19 protein-coding genes are annotated in these 19,734 nt (G+C 41.9%); 14 read left to right on the forward strand and 5 right to left on the reverse strand.

What is annotated here, in order from left to right:
• Nucleotides 1–2 precede the first annotated feature (2 nt).
• The 3 genes from KCX82_RS17585 (at nt 3) to KCX82_RS17595 (ending at nt 2,605) form a co-directional block, all read left to right on the forward strand.
• A complete protein-coding gene (locus KCX82_RS17585; RefSeq protein WP_227019810.1) occupies nt 3–1,484 on the forward strand; it encodes a xylulokinase in 1,482 nt (493 codons plus the stop codon).
• Between the two features lie 221 nt (nt 1,485–1,705).
• Nucleotides 1,706–2,167 (forward strand): helix-turn-helix domain-containing protein, encoded by a 462-nt coding sequence (locus KCX82_RS17590; protein ID WP_227019811.1) that lies wholly within the window; start codon nt 1,706–1,708, stop codon nt 2,165–2,167.
• A 27-nt stretch (nt 2,168–2,194) separates the two neighbouring features.
• On the forward strand, nt 2,195–2,605 hold the full coding sequence (locus KCX82_RS17595) for a DUF4180 domain-containing protein (RefSeq protein ID WP_227019812.1): 411 nt from the start codon (nt 2,195–2,197) through the stop codon (nt 2,603–2,605).
• 208 nt (nt 2,606–2,813) lie between these two features.
• On the opposite strand, the gene KCX82_RS17600 is transcribed toward KCX82_RS17595, so the two are convergent.
• Nucleotides 2,814–4,076 carry a Zn-dependent hydrolase gene (locus KCX82_RS17600; RefSeq protein WP_227019813.1) on the reverse strand — a complete coding sequence of 421 codons (1,263 nt, stop codon included), beginning with the start codon at nt 4,074–4,076 and terminating at the stop codon, nt 2,814–2,816.
• Between the two features lie 346 nt (nt 4,077–4,422).
• On the opposite strand from KCX82_RS17600, the gene KCX82_RS17605 reads away from it, so the two are divergent.
• From KCX82_RS17605 to KCX82_RS17620, 4 genes are all read left to right on the forward strand, one after another.
• Complete coding sequence (locus tag KCX82_RS17605; protein WP_227019814.1) at nt 4,423–5,019, forward strand: hypothetical protein; 597 nt, start codon at nt 4,423–4,425, stop codon at nt 5,017–5,019.
• A gap of 119 nt (nt 5,020–5,138) precedes the next feature.
• Nucleotides 5,139–5,627, forward strand: coding sequence for a VanZ family protein (locus tag KCX82_RS17610; protein WP_227019815.1), 489 nt, complete (start codon nt 5,139–5,141; stop codon nt 5,625–5,627).
• Nucleotides 5,628–5,766: 139 nt separating this feature from the next.
• Nucleotides 5,767–6,732: a stalk domain-containing protein gene (locus tag KCX82_RS17615; RefSeq protein WP_227019816.1), complete on the forward strand. Its 966-nt coding sequence runs from the start codon at nt 5,767–5,769 to the stop codon at nt 6,730–6,732.
• A gap of 240 nt (nt 6,733–6,972) precedes the next feature.
• Nucleotides 6,973–8,091 (forward strand): GGDEF domain-containing protein, encoded by a 1,119-nt coding sequence (locus KCX82_RS17620; protein ID WP_227019817.1) that lies wholly within the window; start codon nt 6,973–6,975, stop codon nt 8,089–8,091.
• 125 nt (nt 8,092–8,216) lie between these two features.
• On the opposite strand, the gene KCX82_RS17625 is transcribed toward KCX82_RS17620, so the two are convergent.
• Nucleotides 8,217–8,408, reverse strand: coding sequence for a ferredoxin (locus tag KCX82_RS17625; protein WP_227019818.1), 192 nt, complete (start codon nt 8,406–8,408; stop codon nt 8,217–8,219).
• Nucleotides 8,409–8,474: 66 nt separating this feature from the next.
• A complete protein-coding gene (locus KCX82_RS17630; RefSeq protein WP_227019819.1) occupies nt 8,475–8,816 on the reverse strand; it encodes a cupin domain-containing protein in 342 nt (113 codons plus the stop codon).
• A 201-nt stretch (nt 8,817–9,017) separates the two neighbouring features.
• Between KCX82_RS17630 and KCX82_RS17635 the strand changes: the two genes are divergently transcribed.
• A complete protein-coding gene (locus KCX82_RS17635) occupies nt 9,018–9,398 on the forward strand; it encodes a hypothetical protein (RefSeq protein ID WP_227019820.1) in 381 nt (126 codons plus the stop codon).
• An 80-nt stretch (nt 9,399–9,478) separates the two neighbouring features.
• Here KCX82_RS17635 and KCX82_RS17640 read toward each other — a convergent pair whose 3' ends face one another.
• Nucleotides 9,479–10,498, reverse strand: a complete 1,020-nt coding sequence (locus KCX82_RS17640; protein ID WP_227019821.1) for a threonine aldolase family protein — start codon at nt 10,496–10,498, stop codon at nt 9,479–9,481.
• Nucleotides 10,499–11,003: 505 nt separating this feature from the next.
• On the opposite strand from KCX82_RS17640, the gene KCX82_RS17645 reads away from it, so the two are divergent.
• From KCX82_RS17645 to KCX82_RS17655, 3 genes are all read left to right on the forward strand, one after another.
• The gene (locus KCX82_RS17645; RefSeq protein WP_227019822.1) at nt 11,004–12,620 is read left to right on the forward strand and encodes a CTP synthase; all 1,617 of its coding nucleotides are present in this window, start codon (nt 11,004–11,006) and stop codon (nt 12,618–12,620) included.
• 87 nt (nt 12,621–12,707) lie between these two features.
• On the forward strand, nt 12,708–15,248 hold the full coding sequence (locus tag KCX82_RS17650; protein WP_227019823.1) for an FAD-dependent oxidoreductase: 2,541 nt from the start codon (nt 12,708–12,710) through the stop codon (nt 15,246–15,248).
• A 210-nt stretch (nt 15,249–15,458) separates the two neighbouring features.
• Nucleotides 15,459–16,616, forward strand: a complete 1,158-nt coding sequence (locus tag KCX82_RS17655; RefSeq protein ID WP_227019824.1) for a GGDEF domain-containing protein — start codon at nt 15,459–15,461, stop codon at nt 16,614–16,616.
• An 83-nt stretch (nt 16,617–16,699) separates the two neighbouring features.
• On the opposite strand, the gene spoIIID is transcribed toward KCX82_RS17655, so the two are convergent.
• Nucleotides 16,700–16,954: a sporulation transcriptional regulator SpoIIID gene (gene spoIIID / locus KCX82_RS17660; RefSeq protein WP_227019825.1), complete on the reverse strand. Its 255-nt coding sequence runs from the start codon at nt 16,952–16,954 to the stop codon at nt 16,700–16,702.
• A gap of 237 nt (nt 16,955–17,191) precedes the next feature.
• Between spoIIID and KCX82_RS17665 the strand changes: the two genes are divergently transcribed.
• From KCX82_RS17665 to argC, 3 genes are all read left to right on the forward strand, one after another.
• Nucleotides 17,192–17,530, forward strand: coding sequence for a hypothetical protein (locus KCX82_RS17665; RefSeq protein ID WP_227019826.1), 339 nt, complete (start codon nt 17,192–17,194; stop codon nt 17,528–17,530).
• 131 nt (nt 17,531–17,661) lie between these two features.
• Nucleotides 17,662–18,597: a YitT family protein gene (locus KCX82_RS17670; protein ID WP_227019827.1), complete on the forward strand. Its 936-nt coding sequence runs from the start codon at nt 17,662–17,664 to the stop codon at nt 18,595–18,597.
• Nucleotides 18,598–18,787: 190 nt separating this feature from the next.
• Entirely contained in the window at nt 18,788–19,732 is a 945-nt protein-coding gene (gene argC / locus KCX82_RS17675) for an N-acetyl-gamma-glutamyl-phosphate reductase (RefSeq protein WP_227019828.1), read from the forward strand.
• Nucleotides 19,733–19,734 lie beyond the last annotated feature (2 nt).

Raw genomic sequence — 19,734 nt, forward strand, 5'->3', positions numbered from 1 at the left:
GCTTGAAGTATATTGCTACTTTTGATATTGGGACCACAGCGGTAAAAGGTGTTCTGATGACGGCCAGCGGCAAAAGCGTCATGGAAAAGAGCATCAATCTGGAGACGATATTAAACGGAGAATATAAAGAACAAAGACCGGAAGACTGGTATGCGGCTTTCTGTGAAATTTCAGGTTTCTTTTTCCGGGAAGGACTCCGGCCTGAAGACGTAAGCGGAATTGTCATGAGCGGACAGATGCAGGATTTGATTCCTGTTAAAGCAGATCTGGAGCCTGCCTGCAATGCCATTCTGTATTCTGACGGAAGAGCAGGTCAGCAAGCCAGAGAGATCGCAGACTGTATTGGAACGGAAACAATAGAAAAAAGCACGGGGAACCATTTTGACGGTTCCATACCTTTCTCAAAGCTTCTTTGGCTGAAGCAAAAGAAACCGGCAGTATATAAATCCGTCGAAAAAATTCTGATCAGTTCCAAAGATTATGTGATTACAAGATTGACAGGCGCATTTATTACCGATGTTACCTCTGCATCAACGGCGGGGCTGATGGATATTCGCCAAAAATGCTGGAATCTTCAATGGATGCAGCGAATGGATCTGGATAGTGAGAAGCTCCCTGACATCCGGTATGCCGAGGAGCAGGTTGGTACGGTAACCTTGAAATCCTCCGGAGAATGCGGCTATGCAGCGGGAACACCGGTGTATGCAGGTACCGGAGATGCAGGGGCTACCACCCTGGCAAGCGGAATTTCCCAGGATGGCGAATTCAATATCAACCTGGGCACCTCCGGTTGGATCGCCTGTGTTTCTCATGATATCCTGGAAAAACCCGGTGTTTTTAACCTGGCAGCCATGCCGCGGAATTCCTACATCAATGTGGTGCCTTTTCTCAATGCAGGAAATGTTCATAAGTGGATCAGCGGAATACTGGCACCGGAAGACAGGATAAAGGATTCATACGAATATGTGGACCGGCTGCTTTCCCAAAGTCACGCAGGAAGTCACGGAGTGATGTTTCTTCCTTATCTGGCAGGGGAACGCTTTCCCGTTATGGACACGGTTATCAAGGGAAGTTTTGTTGGGATCGGTTTTGATACGGCAAAGCAGGACTTAGCCAGAAGTGCTCTGGAAGGAGTCGCCTTTTCCATTCGTCAGGGCCTGGAAAGCATCGAAAGAGTGCCCGAAAAGATTTCCCTCATCGGCGGAGGTGCTCAGGTGAAAACCTGGTGCCAGATCCTGACTGATGTTTTAGGCCATGAAATAATCGTTTATAAGGGTTCGGAATACCTGCCTGCCGCTGCCATTGCTGCAGCAGTGCTCATCGATCAGGGTGAAATAGCAGATTATGCATCCTTTGTGAACTCTCTGCAGAATGACAATGACAGCATCAGTTATGAGCCTGTTCCTGAAAATACCGAGCTCTACAACAAGGTTTACCGGCACTATCTAAAAATGTACCCAGGGATTAAAAGCATTCTTTCTTAGGGTTGCAACCTTTCCTGAGGGCATACTCCCAGACAGTTGTTTTTGAGATCTCAAAGCAGCTGTCTTTTTTTATTTGAGAGCAGATATTGTTGCTGGCAGCATAAGACCATTTTTTAAAATGCAAAAAAGGATTGACATGTTCCTTATTATTGCCTATTATAATTATATTAGTAATAATAAGTAACTATAAGTAATGAAAGACAATGATGAGGAGTGATAACGTGAATTACGAATATTATACCGTAGATAAAATAGCGGAAATGCTGAATATGCATCCGAAAACAATTCAGCGATACATTCGAGAGGGAAAGCTGAAAGCAGCCAAGGTGGGGAAAAGCTGGCGCATCAGCGGACATGATCTTAGTATTTTTGCCGAAGGAACCGACAGGAAGGAAGAAATGACATGGAATCAGGACGCGGCCCAAACAGCATCAAGTGACAAAATAAATGTTTCTGCAGTAATCGATGTCAATGTGTCCGACCGGGAAGAAGCGATTCAAATTGCGAATACCATGACGGCGATACTGAATGCCAAACCGCCTGAGTACGGAAAGTCCACTATGACGGTTCAGTTTTTGGAATCGGAGTCAAAGGTTAGAATGATGCTGTGGGGAAATGCCCTCTTTATGGAAACCATGCTGCGTTTCCTTTCGGAGTTGACCGGCCAAAAGGAGAAGAAGTAACTGGCAGGAAAGGATAGGAGTGATACAATGGATTCGGTCTTTAAGTCAGAAGAAAGAAAAGCTATCGAAAAGCAAATGGGATTGACTGTTATCAACCGGGAGCAGGTTGCAGCAGCGGTGATCGGCAAAGATAAAATCATCCGGGACATTCAGGAATTTCTGGATGTCATGGCTTCCATCCATTATTATTTTAATGCCGAAGGTCTCGCCGTCCATGAAGAGAGTCTGGGCGAAAAGTTTTTCGATTTGAAAACAGGGTATGCGGGGGATGTGCTGCAAAAGTTGTCCAATTACAATATGAAGATGGCTGTTATCGGAGAATTCGGAAAATATAAAAGCAAGAGCCTGCAGGATTTCATTTATGAATGCAATCAGGGAAATTGTGTCTGTTTCAAAAGTGATGAAGAAGATGCTTTATCTGCGCTTTTTCAAAAGTAAAAAACTGGATCCCTTTGGACAGAATCTAGATTAAAAAATCAATAAAAAATCAATAAAAAATCAATATCTCTGCACATTCGTATGAAAAAGAACCTCGTATTTTTGGAAGGACGTCCAAAGATACGAGGTTTTTTCGGTTATTTTATTCCTATGATTTATTTCAATTATTTTTATTTCAGTAATCTATTTCGTTTAAAAGGCTGCTATTTTATTTTTTGTCAGCTTTCAGAACGGCATTCAGCATAACGCTGGCACCTTCTGTACAGGATTCAACCGGTGTATATTCAGGTTCGCAGTGGCTATGTCCTTCCTTGGAAGGAACGAAGATCATGGTCGTTGGAATCATGTAGGATGCAAACTGTGCGTCATGGCCAGCTCCGCTGTTGATATACTGATTGGAAGCTCCCAGTTCATCTGCGCTTTCCTTGACATACTGTACTAATTCTTTATCGAAATAAACGGTATCACGCTGCCAAGCCATCTCTACTTCACACTTGCATCTAGCCCATTCCTTGTTTGGCAGGCTCTTTACGATAGCAAGAACTTGTTCGAGCACTTTAGGATCTTCATGTCTCACGTCGATGGAGAAGTCGATCATATCAGGAATTACGGTATGAACATTCGGATGACATACGATTTCGCCGGTTGTATAAACCAGTTCAGGTCTTCCAAGCTTGTCAATTTCTTCGTGCAGGTAACATAAAGCCTGAGCAGCTGCATATAAAGCATCCTGTCTCTTATGCATAGGAGTGGTTCCGGCATGATCTGACTGGCCGAAGAATCTGATTCTGTAGTTGAACATACCCAGTACACAAGTTACAACGCCTACATCTTTACCGGCGTCTTCCAGGATTGGACCCTGTTCAATATGAAGCTCAAACATAGCCATGTAGTCATTTGGATTTAATCTGTTCTTTTCGTCTCCCTTATATGGGCTTGCGTTTAATGCATCTCCGAAAGTGGTGGTCTTATCCAGAACACTCTTTGATGCCAGCATGTTTTCCTTTTTGAATTTCTTAGCAATATCTTCCGGTAAGTAATCATAGCAGACAACACCGGAGGACATCATTGCAGGAGGATACAGGGAACCTTCTTCGTTTGTCCAAATCATGGCGGTGACTGGGTGTCTGTGAGGAATGTTTTCTGCTGCAATGGCTTCCAGAACTTCCATAGCACCGATAACGCCGAGTATGCCATCGTAGTTTCCGCCGTTTCTTACGGAGTCTGCATGGGATCCCATTACGATTCTTTTTAAACCTGGTTCTGAACCTGGAAGAGTCGCATACATATTAGCCATATCATCAGTTTCAATGGTGGCGCCGATGGCTTCCATTCTCTTTACAAAATAATCTCTGGCCATATGGGCTTCAGGGGATAGGGAGTATCTGGTGATTCCACCGTGGCCGGCATCACCAAATGTGGAGAAAGTTTTGATTTTTTCGTCCATTCTTTTTACATCGCAATTGTACATTGTATTGAGCCTCCTTTTAAATTAATACTTAAAACTACGCAGTCAAATAATCGTAAGGCTGCATCTTATCGGACCAGTTCGTAGCAGTCGGTCACATGGAAAACGACATGAGACACCAATACTCCATCCCTCGGGTATTATAGAGCATGCGGTGTTTTTTCCATTTTTTTAGCAGAACGTTTTTCCGACTGTAACCGGTTACGTTAATCTGATAGGATCATTATCTCACTTTTTTACACAATTTGCAATAGTTTAAAAAAGTTAAGTTGTCAGATTTTTGTGACATTCGTATCATAACCGTAAATGCCGCATATTATGAATAGAAATAGAAAAGGAGAAAGAAAAAATGATAACAAAAAATCAAGACCCAGGTTTGGACATTCTGGATACGGGATATCGAGTTACATATGAACAATTGAATACGTTAATTGCTTTTTTAGACATCTGGAGAAGGCTTGCCATGTGGATAAGGTCATTGGTTACAAGTATCGTATATGATCTGGATAATAAAGATGAAACTGTAAATGAGTTATTTCGCATTCCTTCGGAACTGTATGACACCTTGAGAATTTTCTACGGTCCTACCATAGCGCAGCAGATTTTGAACCTCTTAACAAATTTCATTACAAGTGTCTGGAGGCTGGTAGAAGCAATGAAAACCGGGGATCAGGAAAATGTGGATGCCAGCACGCAGCAGCTATATCAGACAGCTGATGAACTGGCAGCATTTCTTGCACCAATCAACATTTATTGGGACGAACAGCAATGGCGAAGTTTACTGAATCAAACTATCAGACTGTTAATTGATGAAGTGGTGTTCGCCCTCAGCAAGAATCATGAACAGGAAATAATTGCTTTTAATCGAATGCAGGAAATTGCATCACTGATGGGAAGCTATATGGCAAGAGGAATTATCGCAAGAAGCATGGGAACTGAAGAGTAATACAGAAATTTCATACTATATTTTACTGCCTTTATAGAAATTATGTTATTATAGGCTTATTGATCTGTCCATGAGGACTATGTGATCTGTACATAACAACTATAAAGGGAGAACATTTCATGCAGCTATCCAATCAGAATAAAAGAAAAAGGGCTTTCCTGCATCTCAGCTTTGCAGTATATATTTTAATATTGCTCAAACTCATATTTTTTAAATATCCGCTTTCAATGGTACAAGCTTTCCTGAGTGAGTGGGGCTTCACCAACCTGACATACAGAGTAAATCTCATTCCCTTTTTTACGATAAAGTCCTATATCATGGCCTATGTAAACGGTACATTGAATGTCAATATTATTATGGGAAATCTGATCGGCAATCTTGCGGGATTCATACCGCTCGGTATATTTTTGCCGTTGCTTTCCGATAAATTAAAATCCTTTGGCAAAATACTGGGCATTGCTTTTATTTTTGTTCTCGGCATAGAAACCTGTCAGCTCCTTACAAATCTGGGAAGCTTTGATATTGACGATATTATTCTAAATGTTTTGGGGGCGGTTTTCGGTTTTCTGATCTTTAAGATCATGAAGAAATACTTTAAGACTGTATAATATCCTGGCTTAGTTTCATTTCCATAAAAGAGTTTGCATTTACAGATTGCTTGTATAGACAATTTTCGTGATTTTATTGAATTGTCATTTTATATATGGTAAAATTTAGAATAGTGTTATTTATTTTAAGGAGGTTACCATGAAAAAAACATTGTCAATCCTAAAAATCATAATCCTGTCAGTGGTTATTGCAAGCCTTACTTTTGCACCGGCATTTGCTTCAGTGACCAATGGAGAGGAGCTCAACGTTATCAGCCCTGATTCCGGATATAAAATTCTGGTGCCGGACTTTGTCGAACTCAAAGAAGTTATTGTAGGTGGAGAGAGTATTATTGCAGTCGTAATGAAAACTCCTCAAATCGACAAAGATGGGAAATATCCTATTTTTGAAATTGTGACAACGGATAAAGATGCCTATAAAGTGGAATCCTTTCCCGGTATTATGACAGAAGGGCAGATCGGTGATTTCAGTGGAATCTTTAAGGATGGCAAAGTAATGTACAACCCTACCTTTATGATCAGCGAGGATTTAAAGAACGAGGACTTGGTTTACTGCTTTGATTTTTCCGTATTTGATAAAAACGATAACTATATCTTCGGTGCAAGTGACATAAACTTTGTATTTACCAATGATGCCGCATCGTCAGCTTCCGAACCGGTACAGGTACAGGAAAAAACAGCGAAACCGACTTCTGCAAAGGTGGTTATCAATGGAAAACAAGTTGCATTTGAAGCTTATTCCATTGACAACAATAATTATTTCAAATTAAGAGATTTGGCCATGAGCATTAACGGAACAGAAAAACAATTCCAGGTAGGCTGGGATGCTGCGAAAAATGCCATTAACCTGATCTCCAAAACCGGCTATACGGCTGTTGGAAACGAACTTGCAGTTTCTCAGAATCTGACTTCCAAAAAGGCAGTTTCCACCAATTCCAAGATCTATGTAAACGGTGAAGAAGTGAAGCTTACGGCCTATAATATCGGCGGTAACAATTATTTCAAACTGAGAGATATTGCCAAGGTTTTTGATTTTGGCGTTACCTGGGACGGCAAGCTCAATATGATCGGAATTGATACCGCTTCCGGTTACACAGAAAATTAGCAGACATCAATCTATGGAATTCATGGGTTTCAATGATCCGAAATTTAAAATCATAGGATAAAGAATTCAATAATTAGATTTCCTTGCATAAGTTCGCCGACAATTTGCTTCACAAATTGGGCAAGCTATAGAAATGAAACCAGCTCTCTCGTTACATCGGCAGAGCTGGTATTTTTATATACAAATTTGTAAAAGAATAGTATAATTTGGATAATAATAAAGAAAAAAGGAGGAAAATTTATGGACGCGATTCGAAGAGCTTTTCTCATCATACCCAGGGAATACAGAAAAGAGTTTTTCCATGAGCTGTATAAAGAAAACCTGCTCAGAATCATTTTATGCTCCTGCTTGATTATCGTTATTGAATTCATCATCTTTGTTCTGAACGGAGATATTCTAAGAACGAAGTTTGTGATTCTCGCGATCCTGGCTTTCAATCTTCTCCTTTTACCTTTTTTTATAGTAATGCGTAAGAAAATCAATAAAATACCGGATCCCTTAAGCAGGTCCATCCTTACGGTATATTTGATCGGCGCACTGCTGCTGGGCTGTGCGATGAGCCTGATGTCCCAGAGTTATTTTGCTACCATGAACGTATATATCATTACACTTTTTATGATTTCTGCATTTATTTACAGGCCCCCCCTAGAGAATTTATTTATATTTTTTAGTACCTATCTTGTTTTCTTTTTGTTGATTCCGATGTATCAAATTTATCCGGAGGCCGTTCTGATCTTGAGGACCAATGCCTTTATTATGAATCTACTCGCCTGGCTGTTGGCCAGGATGGTCTATCATAATAAGCTGAAATCCTTTCAAAATCTTAAACTCATTGAGGAAAGCAATCAGATGCTGAGAGAAATGGCGGTCCGGGATTCTCTCACTTCATTGTTTAACCATGCTTCCATCTATAATATGCTGCGGGACGAAATCGAAAAATCCAGGGTCTCTAAAAGAAAACTCTGTATTATCATGCTGGATGTGGATGATTTTAAAGCTGTGAATGATCAGTATGGTCACTTAATTGGTGACAAGGTGTTGAAAATCATGTCCGGAATATTAATGGAAACCTGCAGAACGACGGATTATGTAGGCCGCTACGGCGGTGAAGAGTTTCTCATCGTCCTTCCAAACACCGGGATGAAGGAAGCCTGCTGTCTGGCAGAGCGAATCCGGAGCAATATTGAAGAAGCGGATTTTGAAAATGAGATCAGGATAACCGTGAGTCTGGGAATTGATGAATCTGTAGAGGGAACCTCTGCGGAAGACATGATAAGAGGGGCGGATCATAAATTGTACCTGGCGAAATGCTGCGGAAAAAACAGGGTGATCACGGATCAGCTGCGCATGAATTTATAAATCTTTACGATTCAGTATAAAAAAATCAACATAGCCGCATAAAAAAAGTATCCCGGAAGAGGATATCCTCTTTCAGGATACTTTTTCGTATTATTTAGAGCCTGTTTTCAGCGCCGGTCTCTAATTTAGGAATTTAAGTTAATAACAGATACCGGACAACTGTCACGGGCTTCTTCAGCCGTTCCTTCTGCGCCGGATGGTACTTCGTCCACGATAACCTGAGCCAGTCCGTCGTCTGCCATTTGAAACACTTCGGGACAGACTGAGGGGCAGACTCCGCAGCCGATACATCCGGATCGATCAATACTTGCTTTCATAATATTACCTCCTGATTAAAATGTAATCTTCTCCATTATTATGCCATTTTTGCTGAGAAATCATTCCTAGAAAACCACTGTTAACATGAATTTCATCGGCTCCGGTGCCAATACGGCGTGGGGAACCTCAGCAGGCATAACGATGGTTTCTCCGGCCTGCAGGTGGAATTTCTCATCTCCTATTGTTATTTGTGCTTTCCCATCAATCACATAGACCAAAGCATCTCCATGAGAAGCATGGGTGCTGATTTCTTCTCCGCCGTCAAAGGCAAAGAGAGTTATGCTTACATTTGGGTTTTGTACCAGAGTTTTGCTGACGACCTGCCCTTCCTGGTATACGACCAAATCAGCCAGTTTTAAAATTTTTGCCTGATCAATATTCTTCATGATTTTTTTAGGGGAATCCATAGGATCACTTCCTTCCTTTTCTTTCCTTTTATGCCTTCATCATAACAGGGACTCGAGGACTATTGCGTTGCAAATGCAACACAAACAGAAAAAAGTTATAATGTTGGTTCTCTTGTAGTTTATACAAAAAAGGCGTAAAATAAAGATAATATTAAGGGAACGTACACAGATTCACAGATTCTTGAAGGAGGCAGTTACACCATGTCGGATTATCTGGCAGCACTTAAAATTTTTGTTACTAATTTTAGAGGCAGTGAGTACCTTTTAAAGAGTAAAAAAAACTACTATTATGATGAAGCCTTAGAAGAAGGCATTCATCGGGTAAACAGTTTTTATCTTCCGCTATGGGTCTTGCTGGGGGGCTTTGCCTTATTTGGATGGATTGGGAAACAGCTTACTGATTCCCTGGATGTCCTTTCAGGTATTATCTTTCTATGGCTGATCCTTGACGGACTGATTGTGACGCCGGTCCTTTATCTGTACTTCTTGCCAAGACCCATTGGAGAGCATATAAAAAAAGTGGAAATGACGGAATCAAAGATTCCTATTTCCACATGTCGCCACAAGGGCGACAACGATTAAGGTGCTTTCTTTGATATTCCGTCAATATCGTTTTCAGCGATATTTCCTTCATATTAAAAAGAGAGGCGAAGAAGGCCCTGTTAAGCCTTCAGATCCTCCAAAAATTGATAAACGAAGTTATCTTCCGTAGCCCATGAAGTTACCAGTCGGATGGCAGAATGAAACGAATCAATGGGTTTCCATCGATAGAAGGCATATTTTTGCTCCAGCTCTTCGATCAGCCGGTTTGGTAAAATGGGAAATATCTGATTTGACGGTGAATGGGTCAAAAAGGAATAACCCTGTTCTAGAATTCCTTTCCTGAGAATGTCCGCCATTTTATTGCTGTGTTCAGCCAATTTGAAATACAGGTCGTCCTGAAAAAGGGCCTCGAACTGAATTCCAAGGACTCTGCCTTTTGCCAGCAGACCGCCCTTCTGCTTCATATGGTAGCGGAAATCTGTCTTTAATTCTTCCTTGCAGATAATGAGTGCTTCACCCATCAGTGCACCGTTTTTTGTGCCTCCGATATAAAAAGCATCGACCAGCGCAGCAATGGAAGATAGTGTAAGATCATTTTCAGCCGAGGTTAAGGCGGAACCCAGTCTGGCACCATCCATATACAGATACAGCTGGTTTTTTCTGCAGATGCTGCTGATGGCTTCCAATTCAGATTTCAGATAAATGGAACCGATTTCCGTAGAATCAGACAGGTAAACCAGTTTTGGCTTTGCCATATGTTCATCTTCATGCTCGTCCAGTACTTCCTGAATCAATTCTGCTGTGAGCTTTCCGTCGGCAGAAGACTTTGTCAGTATTTTATGCCCGGTTGCCTCGATTGCACCGGTTTCATGGACGCAGATATGACCGGTAGCGGCTGATATGACTGCTTCATGGGGTCTTAAAAATGCCGAGATCGCCGTAAAGTTTGTCTGGGTACCTCCGACTAAAAAGTGAACGTCGATGTCGTCCCGTCCAATGTTTTCTTTGATCAGTGCCGCTGCTCTGCTGCAATAAATGTCTTCTCCGTAACCGTCCCACTGCTCCAGGTTGGTCTTAAACAAAGCATCTAAAATTCTTGGGTGTGCGCCCTCGCTGTAATCACATTTAAAACTGTACATGAAACTTGTCCTGTTCCTTTCTAAAAAGTGCTTAATAATGATTCATTATACCACAAAGGAGAATGGTTTCCCATTCTCCCAAATAAAAATTGAATAATCGTAATCGAATCTGCAGAGCTTTTCTTAAGGAATTTTCCGGAATCATAAGGGTACTCAGAGTTTTCCTTAAAAGATCCTGTTATCTATGATAAAGCGAATATGACATATTGCTTAGTATAATATATGTGCCTTTCTGGTTTTTGTGTATGATATTCTGAACTTCTTTCTGTGAATTTTCTATGAAGATTTGTGAAAAAATAACCTCATATTTTAAATGAAAATACTAGATATTTTTTTATGTATGTGTTAGTATTGTAAAGAATTAAATAAAGGCAATCAAACGTGAATGAATAGGGACGGTCATTAGGAGGGGACATTTATATCCTACTCCCCAAATGCTAGTTCTTATTTTTATTTTTGTTTCACCAATTGGGAGAGTATAGCAGGAAATTGAAGGAGGTGACTTATGACAAAATTTATTTTTGTAACCGGAGGTGTTGTTTCTGGCCTTGGAAAAGGAATTACCGCAGCGTCTCTGGGAAGGCTGTTAAAGGCAAGAGGATTAAGGGTAGCCGCGCAAAAGCTGGACCCTTATATTAATGTTGACCCGGGAACCATGAGTCCGTTTCAGCATGGAGAAGTGTTTGTAACGGAAGACGGTGCGGAAACAGATCTGGATCTTGGACATTATGAACGCTTTATAGATGAGGACTTAAATCAGTATTCCAACCTGACCACAGGAAAGGTTTACTGGAATGTTCTTTCAAAAGAGAGAGCAGGTGAATACCTGGGGAATACGGTTCAGGTAATTCCTCACGTAACCAATGAAATCAAAAAATTTATTTATTCGGTAGGAGAGAAGATTGAAGCAGATGTGGTTATCACGGAAATAGGCGGTACAACCGGAGATATCGAAAGCCAGCCGTTTCTTGAAGCCATCAGACAAGTGTCCCTTGAAGTGGGAAAAGAAAATTGCTTATTCATGCACGTTACTTTGGTGCCTTTTATAAAAAGCTCAGGAGAGCATAAATCAAAACCAACCCAGCATTCCGTCAAGGAATTGAGAGCGTTGGGAATATCGCCGGATATCATCGTCACCCGATCCGATGAACCTATAGAAGACGATATCAAACAAAAAATTTCTTTATTTTGTAATGTAAAGCCCGATTGTGTCATTGAGAATATTACAGTTCCTGTATTATATCAGGCGCCTATGATGCTGGAAGAAAACAATCTTTCGGAAATTGTCTGCAGAGAGCTTTCTCTGTCATGCAAGCCATGTGACATGGACGACTGGATTGCCATGCTGGAACGTATTGAAAAGAGAGATAAAACGGTGCGCATCGCCATCGTTGGAAAATATGTAAAGCTGCATGATGCTTATCTTTCCGTAGCAGAAGCCTTAAAGCATGCAGGTTATGAAAACAGCTGCGTGCTGGATATCAAATGGGTGGATGCGGAAGAGGTAACGGAGCATACGGTGGACAAGCTCTTAAGCGACTGTCAGGGTATTCTGGTGCCCGGAGGCTTTGGAGACAGAGGAATACAGGGGAAGATCGTGGCTGCAAAGTTTGCGCGTGAGAACAATGTCCCTTACTTTGGCATTTGTCTGGGAATGCAGATTGCGGTCATCGAGTTTGCCCGCAGCGTTCTGGGTCTAAAATATGCACATTCCAGTGAATTTGTTACCGATGGAGAGCATCCGGTGATAGCGCTGATGCCTGATCAGCATGGAGACCTTCCGAAAGGCGGAACCATGCGGCTGGGAGCTTATCCGTGCAAGATCAAACCGGGTTCCATCATGGAAAGTGCATACGGAAAAGATCTCATTCACGAAAGACATCGTCATAGATATGAATTTAACAATACTTACAGAAGTGCTGTGGAGGCGGCCGGCATGGTGATTACCGGCACTTCACCGGATGACAGGCTGGTGGAGGCCATCGAAATTCCGGCAAATGACTTCTTTGTAGCTGTACAGTATCATCCCGAATTTAAAAGCAGGCCTAACCAGGCTCATCCTTTATTCAGAGAGTTTGTCAAGGCGTCGCTGTTTAAAGAAACCGCAAATGGGGTAAAGTAAACCTGTTAATGAGTTAACAGACTGAAATGAGTTAACAGACCGATCAGAAAGAATTTATCATATATCGGATGAAGGAGGAACAGAGCTATGAAGACAATGGAAATCAATAAAGATTTATACTGGATCGGCAATCTTGATCCTGATTTAAGGATATTCGACGTTTTAATGCATACGGAATTCGGGACAACCTATAATTCCTATGTTCTGAAGGGTACGGAGAAAAACGCTGTTTTTGAAACTTCCAAGGCGAAGTTTTTTGATGAGTATTTGGAGAAGCTCACCAGCGTGCTGCCTTTGGAGGAGATAGACTATATCATTGTAAGCCATACGGAGCCTGATCACTCAGGTACCATTGAACGCATACTGGATCTGAATCCCAAGATAAAATTGGTTGGCACCTCAGCTGCCATGAATTTTATGAAGGAGATCTGCAATAAGGAATTCAACAGTGTCATTGTAAAGGAAGGAGATATCCTGTCGCTGGGCAATAAAACGCTGAAATTCATTCCTGCACCGAATCTGCATTGGCCGGATACCATGTTTACCTATGTAGAAGAAGAGGGCTTGCTGGTTACCTGTGATGCCTTCGGATCTCATTATTCTTTTGAAGGGATTACCAATGACTTCATTGAAAACAGAGAAGAATATTTAGGTGCGGTAAAATTCTACTTTGATTCCATCATGGCTCCTTTTAAATCCTTTGCTCTGGAAGCCATCAAAAAAATAGAGAATTTGAATATTAAGATGATAGGCACCGGTCATGGACCTGTCCTTACTCATAATCCTCAGGAAATTATTTCCTTATATAAAGAATGGGCCACCGAAAGCAATCCTAATACGAAGAAAACCGTTATCATTCCGTACGTTTCAGCCTATGGCTATACGGAGATGATGGCCAATAAAATCGCTGAAGGAATCAAGGCCTACGATGATATCGAAGTCAGACTTTACGATATGGTCTACGCAGATAAATCAAAGGTTCTGGATGAATTGTACTGGGCCGACGGAATTTTGTTCGGTACTCCTACCATGGTAGGAGAAGCACTGGAACCCATCTGGGATTTAACGATTTCCATCTTTGCCAAAACCCACGGCAAGAAAATCGCATCGGCATTCGGTTCCTACGGTTGGAGCGGGGAGGCCGTCGGAAACATCATGGAACGTTTAAAGCAGCTTGGCATGAAACTATACGGCCAGGGCCTCAAGATCAGATTCAAGCCCAGTGATGCCCAGCTTCAGGAAGCCTTTGAATTCGGATATGGTTTTGGTGCCTCTGTGAAGGCAGGCAAGATCGTTGAAAATGTCAGGCCGTCTTCAGTGAAAAGACAATGGAAATGTCTGGTTTGCGGAGAGATTGTGGAAGGCGAGGAGCCGCCTGCTGCCTGCCCGGTCTGCGGTGTTGGACCGGACCGGTTTGTAGAAGTGGAAGTAACGGATACCACATTCCAATCCGATAAAGATGAAAAGTTTATCATAGTAGGAAATGGTGCTGCCGGTACTACAGCTTGCATCGAAATCAGGAAAAGAAATAAAAAGTGCAGTATCGAAATGATTTCCAGCGAGAATGTCATCGGGTACAACAGGCCGATGCTGACAAAGGGCATTCTTTCCGATATCGATCCGGTTAATTTCTTTATCAAGCCGTATGATTGGTATCGGGAAAACAATATCATCCTGACTTTAGGAACTGCAGTGACGAAGATAAATGACACTTCCAAAGAGCTGGAGCTGTCCAATGGTGAAACCAGAAAGTATGACAAGCTGATCCTTGCCACCGGTGCCGACTCTTTTATACCGCCTATCAAAGGTGCTGATCAGGAAGGCGTTTATGCCATCCGCTCCCTTGCAGGGGTAAACGAGCTTCAAGAATATCTGAAGACTGTAAAAAAAGCGGTTGTTATCGGCGGAGGTGTTCTTGGACTGGAAGCCGCCTGGGAACTGAAACGATCAGGGAAAGACGTTACCGTTATCGAACTTTCTCAGAATATCATGGGAAAACAGCTGGACGACAGAGGCTCCGCACTTTTGAAGGAAGCTGCGGAGAAGTCTGGAATCAGAGTGATAACCAATACGGGAATAGAAGAAATTTCAGGAAACGGCAAGGCTGCCGGAGTCAAACTTGTTGACGGAACCTTAGCCGAGGGTGAACTGGTGGTTCTGTCGACGGGAGTAAAGCAAAATATTGCTTTAGCTCAGGAAATCGGTATCGATACAGGGCGTTCTATCAAGGTCAATGAGAAGATGGAAACCAGCGGCAGGGATATTTACGCTTGCGGTGATTGTGCGGAATTTAACGGTGTAAACTACGCGATTTGGGGCCAGGCCGTTGAAATGGGAAAGACTGCCGGAATCAATGCGGCAGGGGACGAATATACCTACGAAGAATTTATCCCTTCTAACGCCTTCAGCGGTATGGGAACCTCGCTCTTTGCCGTGGGAGACAATGGGAAAAATCCGGAAAAGGCATATAAAACTCTTGAGATTTTTGACGGCGCTAAAAATACCTATGAGAAACTGTATTTTGTCAATAATCGCTTCTGCGGCGGTATTTTGCTCGGAGATGTTTCAAAATCTGCAAGGCTTTTAGAGGCTTATAAAAATCAGGAGCCTATTTCCAAATTTGTATAAATCATGATTCATTAACACCAGTAGAAATCACATAAAAACAGAAAAGAGATGTCGAAGACATCTCTTTTCTGCCCTTTTAAAAAGGTCAAATGTTGTGTCATTTATTGTTATATTTTGTATAAATATGGTGAAAAAATTCGAGATTGCAGGTAGACTTTTACAGTATTAAGTGCTATATTGAGTATGATAATACGAAGAGGAAGTGCAATTGTGATATTGAAAAAAATGATTACGCAGATTCCTGAAAAGTGCAAGCCTGAATTTATCCAATCTCTTCAAACAGAAAACTTGAAACACACTATGATCGGTACTGCAGCCTTCATAGCAATAGAAATGGTAGTAGCTTTTTTTATTGAAGATTTTCTGTCACCCACTTTCTTGCTTTCTATAGGCCTAATTCTTTATGCACTGCTCTTTCTGCCCATGATATACTTTACCTATAAACGAATCGATAAATTACCATTCTCCTGGGTGCAATCCATTCAGATCATGTTTCTGCTGGGATTGATTCTGGGCGGAGTATTATGGACTGTTATGGAACAGCAGGGGTTCTCCTCTGCCAGCACCTATATTTGCACCATCATCGCTATTGCGGCATTTATCAGCTTTACACCGGTAGAAGGGGCATTTCTATATTCCATTGCGTTTTTGCTATTTATTTTAATCCTTCCCAGATATCAACATAACGTGGATGCTGTGCAGACTTTAACCGTTAATTCCTTTCTGATGAGCATCCTGGCCTGGCTTTTGAATTCAATGATATTTCAGGGAAAGGTTACGGCTTACCAGCATCGAAAAACCATTGAAGAAAAGACTCTGGAGCTGGAACGGATCAATAAGGAGCTGGAAGAGAAAAATAAAGAATTGAAGGAAATGTCCATTCGGGATTCTCTCACCTCTTTGTTAAACCATAAGAATTCTTTAAAACGCCTTAAGGAAGAAGTGGAGCGGGCAAAGAGAATTTCCTATCCCCTTTGCGTTGCCATGATTGATTTGGATAATTTTAAACATATCAACGATGAACACGGGCATCAGACCGGAGATGACGTACTTACCATAGTGGCAAAGATATTGAAGGAAACCTGCAGAACTACCGATATCATAGGACGCTACGGCGGAGAAGAGTTTATTATCATTATGCCTGACACCGGCGCCGACGATGCCGGATTGCTGATAAAACGCATCCAGAAGAGGATTCTGGAAGAGGAATTTGAAAAAGGAATTCATATTACATTTAGCTGCGGCATCAGTGAACTGAATGGAGAATCTGTTCACGGCATTGTACGAAGTTCGGATCTGATGCTCTATCGTGCAAAGAAAAAGGGAAAAAACAGAGTTGAGATTCGTAAATCCGCACATCATGCATGATATGAATTCTGAATGATTCGGTATACAATGAATCCATTTAAAAGGCACCTTGTAAAGGTGCCGCTTGTATAGGTGCTGTTTTGTTAATGCATGTTACCTTTATATTTCTGTTGAGTGGCAAGGCCTCCTCTGATGTGTCGTTCGGCCTTATTATTATCTAAAACAGTCTTTACCTCATGGGCAAGCCCTGGGTTTATCTCAAGCAGACGCTCAGTAATATCCTTGTGGACAGTAGACTTTGATACCCGAAATTTTTTAGCCGCAGCCCGTACCGTGGCGTTCGTTTCAAGAATGTACCTAGCCAGCTCCATTACTCGTTCTTCTATGTAATCTTTCATCTACGAATATCCCCCTTTATATTATTCCTTTGCGCACTTTACTAGACCCGCTGCGCAAAATCTTACTTTATTAACATATGTATATGTTTTACGGGACAGGGATATGCAAATAAAATGCCCATAGATGAACGTGAGGCAAGGCCATTTTTATATAATTTTATTGATTGACAATTGAGCCCTCTCATATTATTATAGATGAGGATTACATGCAGGATCTATAAACAGGGGGGGATGAGCATGTTTATAAAAGATTCAAATTCCATACACGAAGAAAGAAAAGCGATCTATAACCCTATTGAGGGGAAATGGGAAAAACCAATTACCTATGACAGTGAAGGAAATATTAAAGTGGAAACAACCAGTATACCGTTAGACATAAAAGCGGATCAGATGATTCATAAAATTGCCAGGATTTCGGATATGGAGCACCAGACGGCACAACTGAAAACCCAGGCAGCTCAATTTAAACTTCAGGGAGAGAAGCTCTTTTCAAAAGTAAAAACCTTCCTGGAGGATCAGCAGTTCCATGACAGCAGTGTCATGGATGGCGAACGTTTGACGGATCGTCGTGAATAAATCGTTACCAAATCTAAACCCGTTATAATGGGAATGGATTTGGTATTTTTTTTGTCAGATTAAATTAGCTTCAAATCCATAAAATAACTATTACCGTTCATGATATCACGGAGTGGAAGGAGGCAAACACATTGAAAATCAAAAAGAAGATCCGAAAAAAGAAAGAAAAGAGTAAAATGGAGGAAATAAGATTCAACGATATTAATATGAAAGAATTGAAGGAGTATGCTGCCTTTGCAGGAAAGCTGATCCTTGGCTGCCTGCTCATCAGTATCGCCATCAATGGCTTGTATATACCCAGCAAGCTACTGGGCGGAGGCTTGAATGGCATCTCCATGCTGCTGAATATCGTCTTTGGGTGGAATTTAAGCATGGTGTATTTCATTCTTAATATTCCAATTTTTATCATTGGAATGATCCTATTAAGCAGACGCTTTATGATCTTTACGATTTTAGGGCTTTTATTCTTTACCTTTTCTCTTTCGATTACTTCAGGAGTGGTAATCCCGACCCAGAGTCCGCTGACAACCATACTTCTCGGAGGCTGCATCTATGGTGCCGGCAACGGTTTTGTCTATAGTGTGGGTGCTTCCACCGGAGGAACGGATATCATAGGAAAAATCATCAACCGCAGATTCTCCTTCAGCATTGCCAGTGTAGGATTTTTCATGAATCTGATCATCATCGGAATCTCGGTGTATTACTTTGGAGTAGATCTTGCGGTATCCACTCTTGCCGCCATGTTTGTTGCCTCCAGAATGACAAATTTCGTAGTAGATGGTATGAATCATAAAAGAATGGTACTCATCGTATCGGAAGAAAAATCCCGGGAGCTGGCTGCGGCCATCCTGAAGGAAATGGGCAGAGGAGTCACGGTTCTTCAGGGAACGGGAGCCTATACCGGTCACAACAAAGACATTATCTACTGTGTTATCGGTATGACTCAGGTTACAAAGCTGAAATCCATCGTGAAGAAAATTGACCGAAAAGCTTTTGTCACTATAACGGAAACGGCACAGGTTTACGGCAAAGGCAGGGGGTTTTACCAGATGGATCAGGAGGTATAATATGGATCCTCTGTATAAAGAAACTGGGAAAATGAATAAAAATTCATTTTATATAATAAATATGCAAAAAACCGTTGACATTGTTTGATATAGGCGTATAATAAAAAAAATGACATTTGCGGATTCAACGGAAACGATGCGGTCGTTACCGGAGAGCAGGGAAAATTCAGCCGAGGAAGGAGAGACAAAAATGGCATACAAAATATACATTGACGGACAGGAAGGAACTACGGGCCTGAAAATCCAGGAACGGTTTCATGGACGAAACGATGTAGAAGTTCTGAAAATACCGGAAGAATATCGAAAAGATCAGGACGCAAGACTGGAAATGATGAAACTTTCGGATATCACCTTCTTATGCCTGCCGGATGCAGCATCAAGGGAAATCGCGGGGACTGCTGAACCTTACATTCGGATTTTAGACACCTCTACGGCTCACAGAACAAATGCGGACTGGGTTTACGGGATGCCGGAACTGAACCCTGATCAACGTGCCAGAATTCAATCATCAAACCGGGTGTCAGTGCCAGGCTGCCATGCCACAGGCTTTATTATGCTGGTGAAACCTTTGATTTCACTGGGTATAGCAGACAGGGACTATCCGTTTATCTGCCACTCCATCACCGGATACAGTGGCGGGGGCAAGAACATGATTGCTCAATATGGCGCGGCAAATCGAGGAGAAGATTATAACAGTCCGAGGCAATATGGACTGCCGCAGAATCACAAACACCTGGCTGAAATGAGAGCCATGACGGAAATCAAAGAGCCGCCGGTTTTTCACCCGATAGTGGCAGACTACTACAGCGGGATGCTGGTTACGGTATCACTGCATAGAAGATTACTTAAGAAGAAATTAACATCCGAAGAATTATTAAGAGAATTCAAGGATTATTATAACGATCAACCCGTGATTCACATCATGGATTATGATTATGAGACAGAAGACGGATTCCTGCCTGCAGGAAAACTGTCAGATTCAGATAAGCTGGAAATCTATATTCTGGGACAGGAGGAACGGATTTCCCTCATTGCCCGGTATGACAACCTTGGTAAGGGGGCTTCCGGAGCGGCTGTCCAGTGTATGAATATCATGCTTGGGCTTCCGGAGGAAACCGGTCTGCAGTTGAAGTAGGC

This window comes from Sinanaerobacter chloroacetimidivorans, assembly GCF_018128545.1.
Taxonomy (GTDB): Bacteria; Bacillota; Clostridia; order Peptostreptococcales; family Anaerovoracaceae; genus Sinanaerobacter; species Sinanaerobacter chloroacetimidivorans.